Raw genomic sequence first — 21147 nt, 5'->3', positions numbered from 1 at the left:
ATTGCAGCATGGAAAATTTGTTGCAACAAAAGATACTGGATAATACCATTGAAGCATATCTCTATGTACTAGGCACCATCTTGCTGATGTTGTTATTGAAGCGCTACATTTCCAAATACCTAGCGCATCAGTTATATAAAGCCATTACGAAAAAAAGAAATCAAACTGCTCGTCAGTCTTTTTTGGATCTGGTGGCAGGGCCATTGGGATTGTTTCTTTTTTTATCCATTACCATTATTGCCATTGACAAATTACAATTTCCGGGTGTATTGGATTTTAAGGTCTATCGTATTACTTCACGTCAAATGATTGAGTCTATTGCCAATGCAATTATGGTAATTGTTTTCATTCGTCTTTGTTTGCGTGTGATTGATTTTATTGCTATCATATTAGAGGAGAAAGCAAACCTTACACCCGATCAAACAGATAATCAGCTGGTTATTTTTTTCAAAGATTTTTTTAAAGTCATACTGGTGATTATTGGCTTATTATTGATCATGAAGTTCTCTTTCAATAAACCCGTAGGCAATGTGTTAACCGGATTGAGCATTGTGGGCGCTGCACTTGCTTTGGCCACAAGAGAGAGTCTGGAAAATTTAATCGCTTCTTTTATCATATTTTTTGATCGTCCGTTTGCCGTAGGTGATCTGGTAAAAGTCAATGGATTCACTGGAAATATTGAAAAGATCGGATTAAGAAGTACGCGTATCAGAACTACAGAAAAAACCTATATCTCTGTTCCGAATAAGCAAATGGTGGATACGATCGTAGACAATATCAGTTTGCGAACACAACGTAAAGGAGAGCTTCGGATAGAATTGGATTTGGCAGCTTCGGCAACACAATTGGAAGCGTTCACCGTAGCAGTTAAAAAGATATTGGATAAGCCTGATGTTCTTAGCACGGTAGTATTCCTTGCAGAAACAGGAAAGAATGCGCATGTGGTGATCATTGAATTTTTCACATCCATGGATCAGTCCATAGAAACATTCAATCAACTAAGACAGCAGGTAAATCTTGAGATTATTAGTTGGCTGGAAGCAAATCAGTTACAGTTGGCTGCTGCAAATACTGATGTTACTGTGCGACAAGGTTAAGATCCTAAACCTGCTCTCAACTCTAGTAAGAAAGATTTGAATTTAGTCAACGATTGTACAAGCTGAGCCTGCACATCAGCCTGGTGTTTGTTTTGTTTGAGATAAGTTCTTGCACCTTCAATGGAGAACTTGCGTTGGCGTAATAAGAAATAGATCAGTTGTAAGTTGCGGATGTCTTCATATCGGAATAGGCGATCTCCCTTGCGTGTTTTGCGGGGTTGGAGAATATCAAATTCATTTTCCCAATAACGCAGTAAAGAAGTATTCACTTTGAACCATTTAGCTACTTCACTAATGGGGTAATATAGTTTTTGCTTCAATGTTTCTTCATCCGGAATATCAACGAGATCAATTTCAGTATCTATTTCACGGAAAGATTTTCTGCCACGCTTACCGGGTTGTTTGGCAACGGGTTCAGCAACTTTTGCCGGAGCAGCTATTGGTTCTTCAACAGCTTTTGTTTCTGTAACAATGTTCTTGGGCTTGATCTTGACAACAATACGCTCGTCTGCAAAAACAACCGGATCTTCTTGTTTGGCCGGAGTTGCAGTAGCAACTGGAAGTTCAGGCTCAATAGCAGTTGTTTCAGCCATGGCTATAACAGGCTCAGGAACTATTACGGGTTCCGGTTCTGCTATAACCACGGGTTGTGGTTCTGATACAACTTCCTGAACAGGTTTCGCTTTAGGTGCTACCGTTTTTTTCGCAGGAGCACTTGCCTGTTCAACAGGCATTCCAAACAGATCGAGTTGCTGCATTTTTTGCATGGTATAAAAGTAAGCCATCTGAGTAGGAGGATTTTACGGCGTTTAGTTAAAGTGGAAAAGATGTAAGTATCTTGCGTTCCAATCATTGCATAGTCGTATGAAATCAATCAAAACCATCTGTATTTGTGGTGCGGGCACTATGGGAAGCGGTATTGCTCAGGTAAGTGCCCAATCCGGTTATCGTACCATTCAGTTTGATCTGAGTGGGGAGATGATCGAAAAAAGCAGAAAGGGAATTGACATGAGTCTCAGTAAGCTGGTAGAAAAAGAAAAGATAAGTGCTGAAGAAAAACAAGCGATACTCGATCGGATACTATTCACTACCCGTGCAGAGGATTGTATAGCAGATATGATCATTGAAGCCATTATCGAAAAGAAAGAAGCCAAAGTGAGTTTATTTACGCAACTGGCTGCTTTGAATAGTAGCGATACCATTTTGGCTACCAATACGTCTTCTATTCCGGTCAGTGAAATTGCAGCAGCAGTTTCGCATCCTGAAAGAATTGTTGGTATGCATTTTTTCAATCCGGCTCCATTGATGAAACTGGTGGAAGTAATACAAGGCGATGCTACTTCTGCGGAAGTAATGCAACAGACCATCGATATCAGCAAAGAGATGGGGAAAGTACCGGTAGTTTGTAAAGATGCACCGGGCTTTATTGTCAATCGCGTTGCCAGACATTATTACCTGGAAGCCATGCAACTGGTAGAAAAAGAGCAGATGGATATTGCCGCGATTGATGCGGTGATGGAAGCCAGTGGTTTTAAAATGGGTCCATTCAAGCTGATGGATCTTATTGGAATGGATATCAATTTTGGTGTAAGCAATATTGTATGGGAAGCGCTGGGTAAACCCAAACGTTTAACGCCTTCACCGATACAGGCTGCTAAAGTTGCGGCGGGTGAATTGGGAAGGAAGACGGGTAAAGGATTTTATAACTACTGATAATGAAACGCAGATAATTGAATCATGACCTATCATGAAAATCATGTCCAGAGGACTCCTGTGGAGATAATCTGCTTTCCATTTTACTGTTCACAAAGCTCTTTCAACCTGTTAAGTGCTTTTGGATATTTTTCATTCATATAACCTATGAAATCTTCCGTGGTGTCTAATTCAACAGTAACGGTTGTAATTCCATTGTTTTCTTCGAAGTGATAATTTTCAAATCCATTAGCCCATTTTTCTACTTCCGGTCCTTCTGTAATTTCTTGGTCGCCTTTTACAAGACCATAATGTTGAATGGAAACAAATTGGTTGGGAATATTATCAGCTATTTTGGAAACAATACCTCCCTTTTCTCCTTTCTCATCTACGCCAACAAATAGAATTTTACTTCCTTTATTCCAACTTCCTTCATAGGTTGATGTGGGATTGAACAAAGAAGTCCATTGCTCATAAGTTGATTTATTATCAATACCAAGCATACAATCATATACATTGGCTGCAGGTGCGTTGATGTTTACTTTGAATTGTAATTTTTGCATGGTACAAGTATTTTTTGAAATGATTTGTATAAATGAGAAATGTAAACGATCAATATCTGTTGACCTTCTACAGAAATATTATTGCCAAACCGCTTCCGCCGGGGTATATCCCTTCACTGTAAAACTATGTTTAAACCTATTCTTCCCTGCAAACTCTCCGCGCTTTGTATAAATAGCAATAGCGCCTGCAGCTCCCGATAAGGGAGATAACATTGCCGGTGGACGATATACTTTTACCATCGCCACATCGGAAGGGGAAACGATCCAAATATCTTGTGGTGATACCCTAAACTCATCCAAATAAATTTCCGTAGGCTCGCCTCTCCATCTTGCCATCTCCACCATGCTTTCCTGATCTTTTTCAATGATCAGTCCGGGTACCTTCCCTTCCAGAAAACGAAGAATGCTCATGGAACCTGCCATGGTTGCGTCTTCAATTCCGTCAAAGATCATCGCTTCATCGCGTTTGAAAGGACCGCTTGAATAATAGTCGTCGTATTGTTCTACTTTCTTTTTGTATTTGCCCACCACCGTTACATTGGGTAACAGATCAGTACCCGAGCTACTAATCATGTTAAATGCGTAAGCGGCAGAATCTTTTTTGTTCATGGGTCTTTTCTGATTGCCCACAGTGATCCATATCCTGCTTTCCATTTCAGGAATGAATGTAGAATCCAAAGGCGTTTCTATACTGACGTTCAGGTTGTTTTTGGCGTTCTTTTTAACGGGTGAAAAAACGAAATAAGCAGAATCTTCGAATAAGGTACTCTTCAAACGAAAAAAGCCATCCTTATTCAGTGTGATGGTTTCTGAATAGGTCCGTTTGTTTTTCGGGACCATCAGGTAATTGATATTGTTCTCGTCCTCAAACTTGTCCTTTAATTGTCCGGATAAACGGAAATAGCCTTTTTGTACCAGAAAGTTCACAGCGAAATGTCCATCAGGTAATGTTTTTGCTAATACCAGCGCAGCTTGCGCTTCACCATTGATAAAGGGATAACGGAATTTCCAGCGGGTGCCGGTACTGATATGGTCGATCCATACATGTAAGGATGCAGCATTGAGTTTTACCTTTTCAAAATCGGGGATCACGCAAGAGAAATCGAGGGTATCTCCTTTTTTGAAAGTTTGTTTATTGAGTTGTACATATAATGAATCAGATGCTTGTATGCTCAAATACAATAAACAGCATAACAAAAGAAAACATGCTTTTCGCATAAGTGAATACAAAATATAATAAAAATTCATAACCTTTTATATTGATGTCCTATTTTAACAATATTTGACACTATACCCACTAATTTTGCTCCTCATGCGTATCGCTATCAATGCCATTTTTCTACAGAACAATCCAATGGAAGGATATGGGCATTATACTGCGGAAGTGTTAAGCCGTATGGTGGCTTTGCATCCCGAAGATGAGTTTTTGTTATTGTATGATCGTGCATGGCAAATACCATTTATTACAGCGCCTAATGTTCATTCAGTTTTAGTACCCCCTGCTGCACGTCACCCTCTGAGTTTTAAATATTGGTATGATATTAAAGCCACAAGAGCTGTAAAAAAATGGAAAGCCGATGTTTGGTTTCAGCCATATGGATTTTGTAGTGTTACCAGTTCTGTTCCGCAAGTGCTCATGATCCATGATCTGGCTTTTTTGCATCATCCTGAATACATCAGCTGGCATCAGCGGGCTTATTATCGTTGGTTCACTCCGGCATTTCTGCGAAAAGCAAAACAGGTCATCACCGTATCTGAGTTTTCAAAAGCAGATATCATAAAAACCTATCGAACTGATGAAACAAAGATCCAAGTAAATGGTGGTGCGGTGCGGAAAGGATTTCAACCCATGGAATGGGAAGAAAAACAAGCAGTGAAAGATGGTTATGCTGATGGAAGAGAATATTTTTTATTTATAGGGGGCATTCATCCGCGAAAAAATTTATTGAATCTGTTGAAAGCGTTCTCTCATTTTAAAAAGTGGCAGCATAGTAATATGAAGTTGTTGGTTGCAGGCAGAAAAGCATGGCAATATGATGATCTTTTGGAAAAAATCAAGACCTACAAATACCGGGAAGATGTGGTGCTATTGGATTATTTACCCGAAGAACAACTACAAAGAGTAACAGCCGCAGCTTATGCGCTGGTATACCCTTCTTGGTTTGAAGGTTTTGGATTACCTATTTTAGAAGCCATGCAATGTGGTGTTCCCGTTATTTGCTCAAATACCAGCAGTATGCCGGAAGTAGCCGGTGATGCTGCTTTGCTGGTTGATCCTGCCGATCCTGATGCCATTGCCAAAGAGATGTTGAGTCTATACCGAAATGAAGGTATTCGTAATGCTTTTATTACCAAAGGCTTGGAGAGGGCTGGTCAATTTAGTTGGGATACCAGTGCTGTAGCCATCTATGAATCTCTCCGCAAAGCTGCATTGAGCGTATAAGCCTTGATTCGGCTGCTGATTAAACCTTATTTTTGCGCCTTATTTTAAAATCTTTGAATTACGTATGCATACTTCAACAATAAACATTGATGTTCACTTAGACGAACAAAAAGTACCACAAGCCATCCAATGGAAAGCGAGCGACAGCACGGCAGATATGGCACAACCCGCAAGAGCCATGATGGTGGCTTTTTGGGATGCTGCGGATAAATCAGCTCTTCGTATTGATCTCTGGACCAAGGAAATGATGGTGGATGAGATGGCCGATTTTTATTATCAAACCCTGATGGGTATGGCAGATACTTATATGCGTGCTACCCAACAAAAGGAAATGATGGAAGACATGAAAGCGTTTGCCAAAGAATTCTATAAGAAATTCCGAGATTCTCAATTAAAAGAAAACCAATAAAACATACCGCTATGAGTTTAGAAGAAAAAGTAATGACAGGTATGAAAGAAGCGATGAAATCAAAAAATGAAGCGCTTCTCCGTGGTCTACGCGCCATCAAAGCTGAAATCATCAAAGCCAAAACAGAACCCGGTGCTAACGGACAAATCAATGCTGAAGGGGAATTGAAGCTGTTACAGAAATTGGTAAAACAAAGAAAAGATTCACTGGAAATATTTCAGCAACAAAATCGCGAAGACCTCGCTAAAAAAGAACAGGAAGAAATTGCTGTGATTGAACAGTTCCTGCCCAAACAGTTGGATGCAGATGAATTAAAGAAGATCATCGCTGAAATCATCACCACTACCGGCGCTGCGGGTCCACAAGATATGGGTAAGGTAATGGGCGTCGCCTCCAAACAACTCGCCGGACAAGCAGATGGGAAAACCATTTCTGCGGTGGTGAAGGAGTTGTTGGCATCTAATTAAAAAATCAAAAGTCAAAAGTCAAAATCATTTTGACTTTTGACTTTTCACTTTTGATTTATCTCATGCTCATCGATATCATTTTCCTTCTCTGTATGATCCTCGCTCTCATCAAGGGCTACCGCAATGGACTGATTGTGGCGGTATTTTCTTTTGTGGCCATTGTAGTGGGCTTGGCAGCAGCGATGAAATTATCTGCTTATGTGGCGGAAAAGTTGGGGCAGCAGACAAGTATTTCTCAGTCATGGTTGCCTTTTATTTCTTTTGCGATTGTCATGATTGCAGTGGTCATATTGGTGAGATTGGGTGCTACTGCACTTCAGAAAATGGTAGAAATGGTGTTTTTAGGTTGGCTAAACAAAATCGCAGGAATTGTTTTGTATGCGGTCATTTATACACTGGTATTAAGTGTGGTGCTTTTTTATGCAGAACAATTGCATTTATTTGATAAAACCACACTCGAGGCTTCGCAAACCTATGGTTTCATACAACCTTGGGGTCCCAAAGTGATCGATGGCATTGGAGAAGTCATCCCATTATTTCGGGATATGTTTTCTTCTCTTACCGATTTCTTTGAGACCGGCACAACTTCTGCCGGTCAGGTAACACAGTAAGAGCATACATTTTTGCTTATAAATCAGTATCTTAGTTAAGATTCGGCACAATCTGCAGCTAGTTTCAAACGTTTCTTATATTGTTAATGGTTTTTCTTTTATTTGTAACGGATATCATGCTTGCATAAGAAATTAACCCCATGAATTACGAGATTAAACATCAAGACAAGTTCAAATACATTGAAGAAGGGGAAGGTGAACCTTTGTTACTGCTCCATGGATTATTTGGTGCACTCAGCAATTTCAAAGACCTCATTGAGTATTTCAAACCTAAATACAAAGTGGTAGTGCCCATGCTGCCTCTTTTTGACTTGGATATTTTTCATACCTCTGTTGGTGGATTGGAAAAACACGTACATAAGTTCATTGAGATGAAGGGATATGAAAATATTCATCTTCTTGGGAACTCTTTAGGCGGACATGTTGCTTTGGTGCACATCTTAAAACATCCGGAAAGAATTAAATCGCTGATCCTTACAGGTAGTAGTGGTTTATTTGAAAATGGAATGGGTGATAGTTATCCAAAGCGTGGAGACTATGAGTATATCAAAAAGAAAACACAGCTTACTTTTTATGATCCCAATACCGCTACCAAAGAACTGGTAGATGAAGTATTTGAGATCACAAATAATAGATTGAAAGTCATTAAAATTATTGCACTGGCGAAAAGTGCGATTCGCAATAACTTGGGCGAAGAATTGAATCAGATCCAACAACCTACATTATTGATCTGGGGAAATAATGATACCATTACTCCGCCTTTTGTAGGAAAGGAATTCAACCGATTGATTCCAAACAGTGAATTGCATTTTGTAGACAAATGTGGTCATGCGCCGATGATGGAAGTACCCGATGAATTCAATCGTATTCTCGATGGGTTCTTGCAAAAATTAAGTGTTGTTTCACAACCTTCCTAAAGGTTGACGCGTATATCAATTGAAGAAAGAATCATGCTCGCATCGCAGCTCATCAATACCGGATTTCCAGCGGTCAATTTATTTGACAAAGTTTCTTTTGCCTTACAATTGATGGAGGATTACGACTTATTGCATCTCCCGGTACTCAGTGAGGAAAAATTTGCCGGCATCATTGAAAAAGATGAACTACTCGATACAGATGAAGAAGGCTTACTCGCTTCCTTGGAACAATCACTTAAAAAGATATCTATTAAAGGAGAGGAGCATTTTCTTGTTGCATTAAAGCTGATTGCAGAAAATGAATTGACCCTATTACCTGTTATCAATGAACAGACCGAATTAGCCGGTATCATTTCTTCTCGCTCTATGATGGTACACTTGTCTCGTTTCTTAGGAACAGAAGAAAGAGGGGGTATCATTGTATTGGAAACCGATAAACGACACTTCTCTTTTGGTGAGATCAGCAGATTGGTAGAAACCAATGATGCTTATATCACTCAACTCAATACCTATCCGGAAAATGATTCCGGACAAATCATTGTTACCATTAAGATCAATAAAGTGGAAGTATCTGATATCGTTGCTACTTTCCAGCGTTATGATTATTCTGTTCGCTACTACTTCGGTGAAGAACAGTATGCCAATGAGTTGAAAGAGAATTATAACCACTTGTTGGCTTATTTAAACATGTAGTTTATTGTATGATGGCCTCTTTTCACCGATCTATTTTCTAAAAATCACCCGCGTTTCTTTTCGTTAACAAGAGTTTCTATGCCATTGTCATGTATGAAGAGGCGGTTGTATCAAAGCTATTAATCAAAATCTTGAATAATGCATGAGTGTATGGGAACTTCAATTAAAATGAATGAAAAGAGCCGCTAGAAACGCATATTCCCTATTTTTACAAGCTTACTATTTTATAAAGGGTTTCATGCGCATGAGGTTATTTATTTCTTTTATGGTTGTTCTCCTATCCTCATGCATGCTGTATGCACAGGAAAAAACCGAGCAGGATTCTACTGCTAAAACACCATTGAGTTTATCGGAAAGAGTTGCCATGCGTAGTATGTATCAAGTTGTTGGTGACATTCAACTCAGTGGTAATAAAAAGACCCGCGACTTTATTATTTTTCGTGAAATACCCTTCAAAAAAGGAGAACGGATTGCAGATAGTGAGCTAGATAAGCTATTGGAGCTGGCACGTCAACAGATCATGAATACTTTATTGTTTGTAGATGTGAATGTATATGTGGCGGCAAAAAAAGGAAATGTACTCATCATCAATGTTGATTTGAAAGAACGCTGGTATTTTTTTCCGACACCTTATTTCAGGCTGGTGGACAGAAACTTTAACCAATGGTGGGTTGATCAAAAGCGAAGTTTAGACCGGGTGAATTATGGAATTAAATTCATACAAAATAATACAACCGGTAGAAATGATAACCTCAATATCTGGTTGATCAATGGATACACACAACAGTTTACCATCCGATATGATATTCCTTTTATTGATAAAAAACTAACCAAAGGATTTAATATCGGGTTTATACGGGCTACTCAAAAAGAGTTGAATTATGGAACGGCAGATAATAAGCAACTGTTTAACAGACAAGAATCTGTAGCGAGAAAGTTTACCAGAGTTGACTTCACCTATTCTTATCGCCCGGATGTTCGTAACCGTCATTATTTCAAAGTTTCTTACAATGATGAGCAGTTATCAGACAGCATTCTTCAACTCAATCCAAATTATTTTCCCGGCGGTAAGACAAGATTCCGATACATTGATTTCAATTATCAATACAAGTATTATAATGTAGATTATATTCCTTATCCCTCTAAAGGATTTCACCTGGAAGCTAATTTGTATAAACGTGGTCTCACAAAAGCATCTAATCTTTGGCAAACCAGTGTGCGGGCCATTTATGCGCATCCTTTATCAAAGAACTCTTTTCTGCATTTGGAAGGTATTGGAATTATCAAACTCCCAAGAAATGATGTTTTTTTCAATCAGCGATTATTAGGCTACGGATTGAATCAAATGCGAGGGTTGGAGTACAATGTCATTGATGGTATCGCCGGGGGAATATTCAAAACCACTTTGCACAAACAGGTATTCGGTTTTATTCTGCGCAATCCATTCCCCAGTAAAACACATGACAAAATACCTATTCGCTTTTTTCTAAAAGCGTATGGAGACTTGGGTTATGGACACCATATCAATCCCGTTGCTTCTAATACCCTGAACAATACATTGTTACGGACTTGGGGACTGGGCTTGGACATTGTATCGATCTATGATTTTCTATTTAAAATTGAATACAGCTTTAACCAACTGGGTCGCAATGGCTTATATTTACAGACCAGAAGAGAGTTTTAAGACCCATTGATAGGGTTGGATGTATACCGGGGTAGATGGAGCATACCATCACCCAAACACTCAAAGCAAAACAATGAAAATTGCCATTTATAGCCGGGGACTTGATGCTGAAATGGGGAACCCCATTTTGATTTTATTAGACGAATTAGCCCGTTATGAAACACAGGTATATATCTATCGTCCGTTGATTGAAACCATGCAGATACCCGGACATCTTTCAGAAAAAATGATTCCGTTTAATGGTTCGCAAGACCTGAATGAAGAAATTGATTGTTTGATCAGTTTGGGCGGTGATGGTACCATGTTGGATGCCGTAACCATGGTACGTGATTACGGAATTCCTATACTAGGTATCAACTTTGGACGATTAGGTTTTTTGGCCAGCATTAGTCGAGATGAGTTGGCCAGTGCTGTTGATGCACTCATCAATCGCACTTTTGTAGTAGACAAAAGAACATTGATGCATCTTGATTCCAATGAACCTTTGTTTGGAGATGCTCCATTTGCATTGAATGAATTTGCGATTCACAAGCGTGATACTTCACCGATGATTAAGATCCATACTTATCTGAATGGTGAATTTCTAAATACCTATTGGGCTGATGGATTGATCGTAGCTACACCCACCGGATCCACCGGTTATAACATGAGTTGCAACGGTCCGATCCTGTTTCCTGAATCAGCAAGTTTTGTGATTACACCGGTAGCTCCACATAATTTGAATGTGCGTTCCATTATTGTTCCTGATAACAACGTCATTTCTTTTGAGGTAGAAGGCAGGGCAGACATGTTTATTTGTGCATTGGATGCACGCAGAGAGATTGTTGGTAAATCTGTTCAGCTGGCTGTTCGTAAAGAGCAATTTTGTGTGAACCTTGTTCGCTTGAATGAAAATAGCTTTTTATCTACGCTGAGAACCAAACTCACCTGGGGTTTGGATAAAAGAAACTAGCACTTTCTCTAAATCTTCTCTTAAAAAGCAAGCACAGGCATCATTTTTGTAAAAACTTTCATCTATCTATTATATTGATGATTCAGCAGAATTGCTGTTTTGTAGTGATAGCTCTATACCAAATACCGTTAAATTAACTTTTATCGTAACAAAATTTGGTGCTATTTTACAAAGGGTAAAGACACAAACGCTATGTTCAAAAAAGCAATCGTATCACTGTTACTGGTATTGGGTCTTCAACAGACACATGCTCAATTGATGGAAAGTTTTGTTCATCAAGGAGAAGTGGGTGTATCCGTTGGGGCTGCACATTATTTCGGTGATCTGAATCCAAATATCAAAATCAACCGGCCAAAATTAGCTGCGGGTCTTTTCTTTCGTAAGCAGATCAATAATTATATCGGGGTCAGACTTTCAGCAGAATACGCTATGCTGGGCTATTCAGATATTTACAGTGATAATGCTGCACAACGTAGACGCAACCTGAGTTTCAATAGTAATGTATGGGAACTCGCTGTATCCGGTGATTTTAACTTTTTCCGTTTTCAACCCGGCTTTAAAGGATACCATTACACACCTTATGTAGGAATTGGTTTAGGTGTTTTTTCCCATGATCCCTATGCATTTCTGAACGGAGAAAAATACATGCTTCGTCCTTTAGGAACGGAGGGTCAGGGTAGCTCCTTGTATCCCAATTTGCAACCTTATAATCCCATTGCCATTAGTATTCCCTTTACGCTTGGATTTAAATATGCGTTGAATGAGCGAATGAATGTATTTGGTGAATTGACCTATCGCTTCACCAATACCGACTATTTGGACGATGTGAGCGGAGAATATGCTCCGGATGCCTTCCCTCCCTTACCGGATGGATCTCCTTCTCCTGCATTCCTCTTACAAGACAGAAGCTATGAAACAGGTACTTCCATCGGTATCAAAGGCCGCCAGAGGGGGAATAGCCTGCAAAAAGATGCTTTTGCCAGTTTCAAAGTAGGTATTTCCTTCAGTTTACAGTCTTACAAGTGCCCTACCCCTAAATAAACTCAATGTCCAGACATTGAATTTCACCTTGATTATTCCTGATTTTTATCGGAATTAAATCCCTGCAACCCATTGATTTTGTTAATTTCGCAGCCTTAATACCGTAGGGACGACCATGCAGGAAACCTTAATCACACAAATCAATAAAGAACGTCTGCCCAAACATATTGCCGTTATCATGGATGGCAATGGTCGTTGGGCCAAGGAAAAGGGGCAGGACAGACTTTATGGCCATTTCCATGGCGTGGAGAGTGTTAGGAGTATTGTGGAGGGTAGTGCCGAACTGGGTATTGGGTATCTGACTTTATATGCATTCAGTACTGAAAATTGGGATAGACCTGTACAGGAAGTAGAGGGGTTGATGGGTTTACTGGTAGATTCCATCCGAAAAGAAGTGCCCACACTGAATAAGAACAATATTCGTTTGCATGTGATTGGTGACATGAGCATGCTCCCTGATTTTGCCAGAAATGAACTGAAAGAAGCACTGGAAATGACAGCTGCCAATACCGGTCTGAATCTTATACTGGCATTGAGTTACAGCAGCCGGTGGGAGTTGACCAATGCCGTTAAACAGATTGGAATGGATATAAAAGCAGGTAAAATTGATCCTGAAAACATCAATCAGGATACGATTCAACAATACCTGGCTACCAGTGAGTTCCCCGATCCGGAATTGATGATCCGTACCAGTGGAGAATATCGTATCAGTAACTTTTTATTATACCAGTTGGCTTATGCGGAATTGTATTTTACCAATACCCGCTGGCCTGATTTCCGCAAAGAGCATTTATATGAAGCCCTTATTGATTTTCAATCCAGAGAAAGACGTTTCGGTAAAACCGGTCAACAAATTCAAGAAGAAAAACAATTGGCCTAATAATACCCTTGAATGGTGGTTGATTTAACAAAGACTTTTAATAATTCCCGTTAATTTGCCCCGTTTATATAACCCAAAACCATTGATAAGACTGCTGTTTCAAGTCCAGCCAGTTGAAGAACAAACAGAATCCGGATGCAGAAAGTGTACAAATTTTTAGTGTTGGCTTTAATATCATCACTGGTTAGCGTAGGAACGTATGCGCAAGAAAGTACTAGTAAGGATACGGTGATTACTTCCGTAGATGCGGATCTGATTAATATATTCAACCAGCGTACTCCCAGAAAATACAAGATATCAGCCATTAAGGTTACCGGTAACAAATTCTTTGATGAGAACCTACTCATCTCTATTTCCAATATGAATATTGGCGATGAAGTAACCATCCCGGGTGGAGATGCGTTCTCAAAAGCCATCATGAAATTATGGGATCAAAAATATTTTAGTGATGTCGAAATCTATATCACTAAACTGGTGGATAAAGAGATTGAAATTGAAATTGCCGTTACAGAACGCCCACGTTTATCCAACTTCTTTTTTAAAGGTGTACGTAAAGGAGAATCAGAAGATCTTACCGGTAAAACCGGATTGGTGCGTAATCGTGTGATCACAGAAAACATGAAGATTTCTGCAATTGAGGCCATTAAGAAATTTTATGGTGAGAAAGGATATCAAAATGCCAAAGTACGCATTGATGAAAGACCGGATTCAACTTTTGATAATACATTGATCCTGGATTTTGTGGTGAACAAAGGTCCAAAGGTTCGTATCAACAACATCAACTTTGGCGGTAATACTGTTGATGCTACTAAGTTGAAAAAGCAATTCAAAGGTACCAAGGAGAAATCGAGACTTACACTCAATCCATCTTTTGATAGTGGCCAGATCGTTACTGTTCAACGCTATGATTTTAAACAATACGTACAAGAGAAAGGATTCCTGACACTTAGTAAGACCAAAAAGGTATTGGATCCTTATGCACGTTTCAAATTGTCTTCTGCTAAATTCAATGTCATTAAGTTTGAAGAAGACAAAGAAAGTTTATTGGATTATTATAACTCACTCGGACATAGAGATGCAGTGATTGAGAAAGACACGGTTTATTATAACAAAGCCGGTCACCTCAACATCGATATCAAAATGAATGAGGGTAGGAAATATTATTTTGGAAATATTACCTGGAGAGGGAACACCAAGTATTCTGATTCTGTTCTTACTGCGATCATCGGTATTCGTAAAGGCGATATTTATAACCTTGATGTATTGAACAAGAAATTAGGAAAATCTGCTTCACCTGACGGAGGTGATATCAGTGGATTGTATCAGGATGATGGTTATCTCTTTTTCCGTACTGAGCCTATTGAAACTGCAGTATACAACGATACCATCGATTTTGAGATCAGAATCATTGAAGGTCCGCAGGCAACTATCAAGAATATTCGCATCAGCGGTAATGACAGAACCAAAGAACATGTTATTCGTCGTGAATTAAGAACCATTCCGGGAGAAAAATTCAGCAGATCAGATCTGATTCGTTCTCAACGTGAGATCGCGCAGCTGAATTATTTTAATCAGGAAAAAATTGGAATCAATCCAATTCCCAATCCTGAAGATGGAACGGTAGATATCAATTACAGTGTAGAAGAAAAATCGAGTGATCAGCTAGAATTGAGCGCCGGTTGGGGTGGTGTCATTGGTCTAACAGGTACACTAGGGGTATCATTCAATAACTTCTCTATTCGTAATATCTGGAAGAAATCTGCCTGGGATCCATTGCCAATGGGTGACGGACAAAAACTGAGTTTACGTGTACAGAGTAATGGTAAAGCATTCCGATCTTATAATTTCTCCTTCACTGAGCCTTGGCTGGGAGGAAAGAAAAGAAACGCACTGACTTTTAGTATTTACAATACCCGATTTGGACAAACTTTCAATCCAATTACGGGGGTATTTGATCCGAACTTTGCGGATAGAAGTTTTATTTCTACGACCGGTGCAACCATCAGTTTAGCAAAACAGTTGAAATGGCCGGATGACTTTTTCTCTTTGTCGATAGGTTTGAATTTTACGCGTTACAAATTGAGTGACTATGCGATTGATCCGATCAATTTGCCGGGATTCAATAACGGTAACGTACACAATTTCAACTTCCGTGTTGCTTTACAGCGTTCATCTGTAGACCAACCTTTATTCCCACGTTCAGGATCGAACTTTATGATGAGTCTGGCGATTACACCACCTTATTCATTGATCAATCCGAATATCACTAACAAAGTCAATCCCTATCGTTGGGTTGAATATCATAAGTGGCGTTTCAATGGAGAATGGTTTGTGCCATTGGGCAAACCACATGGTGAAGAGAGAAACAAACAGTTTGTACTTCGTGCTTCTGCGAAATTTGGTTTCTTAGGAAGATTTAACCAAAACCTTCAAATATCACCGTTTGAAAGATTTCAGGTGGGTGATGCAGGTTTGAGTAACCAGTTTGCACTACTGGGTTATGATATCATTGCACACCGTGGTTATCCTGTGTATGATAACTCAAATCCCAAAGTGAACCCCGATCAACAGCAAGCCAGACAATATTTTACAATATTTAACAAATACACCATGGAGCTGCGCTATCCATTGAGCTTGAATCCGAGCAGCACCATTTATGGGCTTGCATTCTATGAGGCTGCCAATGGTTGGTTTAATATCAAAGATTATAATCCATTTAAGCTCAGAAGGTCTGTTGGATTGGGTATGCGCTTCTTCCTACCGATGTTTGGATTGCTTGGATTTGATTATGGCATAGGATTGGATAGGTTCACACCAAACGGTCCGTTGAAAGATGCAGCAAGGTTTACCTTTATGCTAGGCTTCGAACCGGAATAGAAACCTGAACAAAAAAATAGTTTATGAAAAAAACCTTACTCTTCACCCTTCTATTGATTGGTACTGCTTTTATGGCGCAATCGCAGCAACGTTATGCGATCATTGATACCAAATACATCCTCGAAAAAATACCGGAATACAAAAACGCCGATAAAAAATTACAAGAGATCGGGGAACAATGGCAGAAAGAAATAGACGATAAACAGACTGTATTGGATAAAATGTATAAGAACTATGAGGCTGAACAGTTCATGCTAACGGAAGATCTAAGAAAAAAACGAGAAGATGAACTGTTTGTTCGTGAAAAAGAGATTCGCGATTTGCAGAAAAAGCGTTTTGGTTATGAGGGTGATTTGTTTAAGGAACGTCAACGCCTCATTAAGCCGGTGCAAGACAGGGTGTATTCTGCGGTTCAGAAAATGGCATTGGCCCGTTCTTATGATTTCGTACTGGATAAAAGTGAAGGAATTACCGTTATATTTGCCGACCCCAAGCTGGATAAAAGTGATGACATCCTAAAAGAACTGGGGATCAAATAAAACTCCTAAAACAAAACAAATATCTCAAAATCATCTCTACAATGAAGCAATTATTACTTGTGTGTGTGACGGTGGCTAGCTTACTGTTCTCCAACAATGCCCAGTCTCAGGTTAAAATCGGTCACTTTGATGAGCAAAGTCTACTGAGCCTGTTTCCCGGTTTAGAACAAACGATGGATTCTGTCATGAATACCTATCTCAGAGATTCTCTCAATGTTGAATATGCGTATTCCGTACAGGATTACAAACGCAGAGACAGCCTTTACAAAAAAGATTCTGCTACCATGCCTGCAAAAGCAAGAGAAATGGCAGAAAGCGATTTGAACAGATTGTACTACAAGATCGCTAACTGGCAACAATATTCTGAGGAAATGCAGCGTGATAAAATGGAGCGTTTGTTAGGGCCATATAGACAACAAATGTACAATGCGCTACAGCAGATCGTTACTGAGCAGAAGTACACATGGGTACTAAAATCAGAATCATTGTCTCCTTATGTGCAACCCAGTATTTTAGATAACTTGACTATTCGGGTTGCCCTGAAACTGAATTTGCCTTTGAGCAAAGAGATCATGGATGCGTGGAAAGCAGCTGGTGGACCAGTTCCGGCAGCAACCGGTGCAAAACCAACCACTGCTGCTCCTAAGAAAAACTAATTCAATTTGTTGAATACTATTGGATCCCGTTCATCTGATGATGAACGGGATTTTTTATGCTCATTTCTTATTCCATTCATGAGCCGATAGATATTAACTTCGTAACATGTCTTCCGTACAACAACCCATTGGTGTTTTTGATAGTGGTTATGGTGGGCTTACCATTCTCAAAGAATTGGTTAAGACCTTGCCCGAATATGATTATCTCTATATGGGCGACAATGCCCGTGCGCCTTATGGTCCACGGTCTTTTGATACGGTGTACCATTATACATTGCAGTGTGTGCAGTGGTTTTTTGATCAGGGTTGTGAATTAGTGGTATTAGCTTGTAATACGGCTTCCGCAAAAGCATTACGTACTGTTCAGCAAAAAGATCTGCCGAAGATCGATTCAAAGAAACGTGTATTGGGAGTTATCAGACCTACCACAGAAGTCATTGGGCAATATAGTAAGTCAGGCTCTGTAGGTATTTTAGGAACTACTGGAACAGTCATCAGTGAAAGTTATCCTATTGAGATCGCTAAGTTCTTTCCTTCCTTAAAAGTGTATCAGGAGGCTTGTCCTATGTGGGTTCCATTGGTAGAGAATCATGAATACGATAAACCGGGAGCCGATTATTTTATTCAACAACATTTAGATCGTTTATTCCGACAAGCACCCGATATTGATACTTTATTACTGGCTTGTACGCATTATCCATTATTGTTGGAAAAAATACAGGCATTTGCTCCGGCAGGTACTATTGTTTTATCTCAAGGAATGATTGTAGCAGCCAGTTTGAAAGAGTACCTGCATCGTCATCCTGAAATGGAACAGCGTTGTTCCAAACAGGGCACCCAAACTTTTTATACGACCGATTCCGTGGTAGATTTTGATAACCATGCCAGTATATTTTTTGGAGAAAAACTACGGTCCAAACATCTGGAACTTTTATAATGACGCTTTTTTATCGCTGAAAATCAATGCTTTAAAATTTATAAAGCGAAATTTTGCCAATTTCTGACCGCTTTTCCTTACTTTTGCCGTCCTTTCACAGACAGCAGTATGGTGACTGCCGTAATGAAATGAAACAAAATTATAGGGTTAGTTAAAAAAACGTAATTATGAAACGTACATTTCAACCGCATAAGCGCCGCCGTAAATCTGTTCACGGATTCCGCAAGCGTATGCAAACTGCTAACGGCCGTAAAGTATTGGCTAGCCGCAGAGCGAAAGGCCGCAAGAAGCTCACAGTTTCAAGCGAGAAAGGATTAAAATAAGTCTTGTTCCGATCCATCGGAATAAAGGATGAAAATATAAAGTCCCGCTATACGGCGGGACTTTTTTAGTTTAGTACCCAATACATGAAGGCATTCGGTTATCATAAAAAAGAAAAGCTCAAGAGTAGAACAGAGCTGCAAGCCATTTTTACCACCGGTAAAAGCTTTTCTGTATTCCCCATCAAAGTATTTTTTATTGAGAAAGATCGCAGGGATACTTCTGTTCCCGTTCATGCAGGAGTGGGTGTGAGTTCGAAACATTTCAAAAAAGCAGTAGACAGAAATCGAATCAAAAGACTATTGCGGGAAGCGTATCGATTGGAAAAACAAAGTCTCCATGAGGCAATAGTCACTCAATCAAAAACCATCTCAGTTTTCTTTCTTTACTTAGACAAAGAGTTACCCGACTATACATTGGTCAGAGAAAAAATGAAAGAAGGAATAGAGAAGCTGATCAAAAGAATAAACACATAAACAATACACTCATTACTGACTACTCACCATTGATCATTCACACCCATGAAGCTCCTCCTTCAAATAGTAAGCTATCCTTTTATTCTGCTCATCCGGTTTTATCAATACGTAATCTCACCGAATATCGGACCCAAGTGCAGATTCACACCAACTTGTTCGCAATATGCGGTAGAGGCTTTACAAAAGCATGGATTGTTCAAAGGTGGATGGTTATCCATCAAAAGAATCAGCAAGTGCAGACCGGGCGGTGGGCATGGATATGATCCGGTTCCGGAATAGAAAATAAGAAACAGAGAAACAGAGAAATCAGGAATAAGAAAGTGAGAAAACATATACTTTCTTATTCCTGATTTCTCTGTTTCTTATTCTACTGTTTTCTCCCCTCCAGTCATCCCTTGCAACTTAGCAATGGTTTCGCGGATCTCTTTGATACTGTAAAAGCGATATACTTCCGGAGCTTTACCATCTTTACCTTCAGCAGAACGCATTTTATGGAAAGGACCGATGATAATGGCGTCAAAATTGTCGGTAATGTGTACAGCGGAGTTAGGGAGTATGTAAAAATTGCGGTTGGCTTTTCCTACATTTTTATTTGCCACCAAATTTTCTAAAGAATCAATTTTGAATTTTAGCGCCTCCTGTGTGATCACTTGATTGGCCAATTGCGGATCGGTATAGTTGACCTGACTACCAATGATGGTATCATTCTTTACATTCAACACATAGTAGCCATTTTCTGTTAAAGTCACTTTCGCATCTCCGGAAGCTGTATTCAATGTGAGTTCTACATTCTTTCCAACAAAGTCAACCGCTTTATCTTCATGTCCGGCGCCATCTGTGGCTTTGATGGTTTTGGTTTCTGTATTGATCTCGGCAGTTCCTTTGCTAAACACTACCACTCTTTTTTGATCAGAAGAACAGGCAGTAAAGAATACAATGGCAGTGAGAATGGAGAGGTGTGATTTCATGATTGATTATTTGGTGTGAAAAAGGCTACAAGCCACAAGCTTCAAGCTGCACGAATATTTCTATCCCTTTCTTGAAGCTTGAAGCTTGTGGCTTGCAGCTTATAAAGAATTACTTAGCTGCTGCAAAACGCTCAGCCACTTTATTCCAATTCACTACATTCCAGAATGCAGCAAGATAATCAGCGCGACGGTTTTGGTATTTGAGGTAGTAAGCATGTTCCCAAACATCAGCACCTAAAATGGGAGTTCCTTTCACATCTGCAACATCCATCAATGGATTGTCCTGATTAGGGGTAGAGCTTACTTCCAGTTTACCATCTTTCACAATCAACCAAGCCCAACCACTTCCAAAACGGGTCATACCTGCATTGGCAAACTTTTCTTTGAATGCATCAAATGAACCAAAAGCTGCATTGATGGCATCAGCCAAAGCGCCAGATGGTGTGCCACCTGCATTAGGGGCTAAGCTTTCCCAGAAAAAAGTGTGGTTCCAATGTCCACCTCCGTTGTTCCTTACTGCCGGACTAATAGATCCTGCAGCCGCAACCAGTTGCTCCAAGCTCTTTCCCTCATGTTCAGTTCCTGCAATGGCTTTATTCAGGTTATCTACATAGGCCTGATGGTGTTTACCATGGTGAATCTGCATGGTAGTAGTATCAATATGTGGCTCCAACGCCTCGTGTGCATACGGTAATGCTGCTAAAGTAAATGCCATAACTATGATTTTTTAAAATGATTAAATACGAGTAACAAATTTACTGTTGTTAGGGGGAATGGAGATGAATTGTTTCTTAAATCGAAAGCGTTTTAGCTTCAAGCAGCAAGCTACAAGCCACAAGTAAGGCTCTGTCAATTACATAAAAAAGGTTGACCTTTTTTGTTATCTAATAACCATTGGGCATATTGGAGCCCGCGGTTCTGTGT

General features: G+C 39.7%; 24 protein-coding genes. 19 read left to right on the top strand and 5 right to left on the bottom strand.

Features of this window, described 5'->3' with window-relative positions:
* Positions 1-8: 8 nt before the first annotated feature.
* Positions 9-1097 (top strand): mechanosensitive ion channel family protein, encoded by a 1089-nt coding sequence (locus ACTIEV_RS13220; RefSeq protein ID WP_439516657.1) that lies wholly within the window; start codon positions 9-11, stop codon positions 1095-1097.
* Here ACTIEV_RS13220 and ACTIEV_RS13215 read toward each other — a convergent pair.
* On the bottom strand, positions 1094-1882 hold the full coding sequence (locus ACTIEV_RS13215; RefSeq protein WP_439516656.1) for a MerR family transcriptional regulator: 789 nt from the start codon (positions 1880-1882) through the stop codon (positions 1094-1096). The two genes, ACTIEV_RS13220 and ACTIEV_RS13215, sit on opposite strands and share 4 nt — an antisense overlap.
* A gap of 79 nt (positions 1883-1961) precedes the next feature.
* Between ACTIEV_RS13215 and ACTIEV_RS13210 the strand changes: the two genes are divergently transcribed.
* Positions 1962-2810, top strand: coding sequence for a 3-hydroxyacyl-CoA dehydrogenase family protein (locus ACTIEV_RS13210; RefSeq protein ID WP_439516655.1), 849 nt, complete (start codon positions 1962-1964; stop codon positions 2808-2810).
* 83 nt (positions 2811-2893) lie between these two features.
* Here the strand turns inward: ACTIEV_RS13210 and ACTIEV_RS13205 are convergent, their stop codons facing one another.
* Positions 2894-3352, bottom strand: a complete 459-nt coding sequence (locus ACTIEV_RS13205; protein ID WP_439516654.1) for a hypothetical protein — start codon at positions 3350-3352, stop codon at positions 2894-2896.
* A gap of 78 nt (positions 3353-3430) precedes the next feature.
* The gene (locus ACTIEV_RS13200; RefSeq protein ID WP_322195480.1) at positions 3431-4570 is read right to left on the bottom strand and encodes a hypothetical protein; all 1140 of its coding nucleotides are present in this window, start codon (positions 4568-4570) and stop codon (positions 3431-3433) included.
* 94 nt (positions 4571-4664) lie between these two features.
* On the opposite strand from ACTIEV_RS13200, the gene ACTIEV_RS13195 reads away from it, so the two are divergent.
* From ACTIEV_RS13195 to yidD, 17 genes are all read left to right on the top strand, one after another.
* Positions 4665-5795, top strand: coding sequence for a glycosyltransferase family 4 protein (locus tag ACTIEV_RS13195; protein WP_322195481.1), 1131 nt, complete (start codon positions 4665-4667; stop codon positions 5793-5795).
* Positions 5796-5859: 64 nt separating this feature from the next.
* Complete coding sequence (gene gldC / locus ACTIEV_RS13190) at positions 5860-6204, top strand: gliding motility protein GldC (protein WP_439516653.1); 345 nt, start codon at positions 5860-5862, stop codon at positions 6202-6204.
* Positions 6205-6215: 11 nt separating this feature from the next.
* On the top strand, positions 6216-6671 hold the full coding sequence (locus ACTIEV_RS13185; RefSeq protein ID WP_322195482.1) for a GatB/YqeY domain-containing protein: 456 nt from the start codon (positions 6216-6218) through the stop codon (positions 6669-6671).
* A 62-nt stretch (positions 6672-6733) separates the two neighbouring features.
* On the top strand, positions 6734-7282 hold the full coding sequence (locus ACTIEV_RS13180) for a CvpA family protein (RefSeq protein WP_322195483.1): 549 nt from the start codon (positions 6734-6736) through the stop codon (positions 7280-7282).
* A gap of 140 nt (positions 7283-7422) precedes the next feature.
* Entirely contained in the window at positions 7423-8199 is a 777-nt protein-coding gene (locus tag ACTIEV_RS13175; RefSeq protein WP_322195484.1) for an alpha/beta fold hydrolase, read from the top strand.
* 33 nt (positions 8200-8232) lie between these two features.
* Entirely contained in the window at positions 8233-8892 is a 660-nt protein-coding gene (locus ACTIEV_RS13170; protein WP_439516652.1) for a CBS domain-containing protein, read from the top strand.
* 289 nt (positions 8893-9181) lie between these two features.
* Positions 9182-10576, top strand: a complete 1395-nt coding sequence (locus ACTIEV_RS13165; protein ID WP_439516651.1) for a POTRA domain-containing protein — start codon at positions 9182-9184, stop codon at positions 10574-10576.
* A 73-nt stretch (positions 10577-10649) separates the two neighbouring features.
* Complete coding sequence (locus tag ACTIEV_RS13160; protein ID WP_250686771.1) at positions 10650-11528, top strand: NAD kinase; 879 nt, start codon at positions 10650-10652, stop codon at positions 11526-11528.
* 192 nt (positions 11529-11720) lie between these two features.
* Positions 11721-12569, top strand: a complete 849-nt coding sequence (locus ACTIEV_RS13155; RefSeq protein WP_178888370.1) for a DUF6089 family protein — start codon at positions 11721-11723, stop codon at positions 12567-12569.
* A gap of 115 nt (positions 12570-12684) precedes the next feature.
* Entirely contained in the window at positions 12685-13449 is a 765-nt protein-coding gene (locus ACTIEV_RS13150) for an isoprenyl transferase (RefSeq protein ID WP_250686769.1), read from the top strand.
* A gap of 135 nt (positions 13450-13584) precedes the next feature.
* Entirely contained in the window at positions 13585-16326 is a 2742-nt protein-coding gene (locus ACTIEV_RS13145) for a BamA/OMP85 family outer membrane protein (RefSeq protein WP_439516650.1), read from the top strand.
* A gap of 23 nt (positions 16327-16349) precedes the next feature.
* Positions 16350-16865, top strand: coding sequence for an OmpH family outer membrane protein (locus tag ACTIEV_RS13140; protein WP_178888367.1), 516 nt, complete (start codon positions 16350-16352; stop codon positions 16863-16865).
* Between the two features lie 41 nt (positions 16866-16906).
* Positions 16907-17521 (top strand): OmpH family outer membrane protein, encoded by a 615-nt coding sequence (locus ACTIEV_RS13135; protein WP_439516649.1) that lies wholly within the window; start codon positions 16907-16909, stop codon positions 17519-17521.
* A gap of 106 nt (positions 17522-17627) precedes the next feature.
* Positions 17628-18458, top strand: coding sequence for a glutamate racemase (gene murI / locus ACTIEV_RS13130; RefSeq protein WP_439516648.1), 831 nt, complete (start codon positions 17628-17630; stop codon positions 18456-18458).
* 167 nt (positions 18459-18625) lie between these two features.
* Positions 18626-18781: a 50S ribosomal protein L34 gene (gene rpmH, locus ACTIEV_RS13125; protein ID WP_026774417.1), complete on the top strand. Its 156-nt coding sequence runs from the start codon at positions 18626-18628 to the stop codon at positions 18779-18781.
* 84 nt (positions 18782-18865) lie between these two features.
* Entirely contained in the window at positions 18866-19255 is a 390-nt protein-coding gene (gene rnpA, locus ACTIEV_RS13120) for a ribonuclease P protein component (RefSeq protein WP_439516647.1), read from the top strand.
* 45 nt (positions 19256-19300) lie between these two features.
* Positions 19301-19534 carry a membrane protein insertion efficiency factor YidD gene (yidD, locus tag ACTIEV_RS13115; protein WP_439516646.1) on the top strand — a complete coding sequence of 78 codons (234 nt, stop codon included), beginning with the start codon at positions 19301-19303 and terminating at the stop codon, positions 19532-19534.
* Between the two features lie 83 nt (positions 19535-19617).
* Here the strand turns inward: yidD and ACTIEV_RS13110 are convergent, their stop codons facing one another.
* A complete protein-coding gene (locus tag ACTIEV_RS13110; RefSeq protein WP_439516645.1) occupies positions 19618-20223 on the bottom strand; it encodes a hypothetical protein in 606 nt (201 codons plus the stop codon).
* Between the two features lie 109 nt (positions 20224-20332).
* On the bottom strand, positions 20333-20938 hold the full coding sequence (locus tag ACTIEV_RS13105; RefSeq protein ID WP_439516644.1) for a superoxide dismutase: 606 nt from the start codon (positions 20936-20938) through the stop codon (positions 20333-20335).
* Positions 20939-21147 lie beyond the last annotated feature (209 nt).

It is taken from the genome of Sediminibacterium sp., from assembly GCF_051861365.1.
Lineage (GTDB): Bacteria > Bacteroidota > Bacteroidia > Chitinophagales > Chitinophagaceae > Sediminibacterium.
Note: the sequence above shows the minus strand (reverse complement) of the source record. Positions and strands in the feature narration are given on the sequence as shown.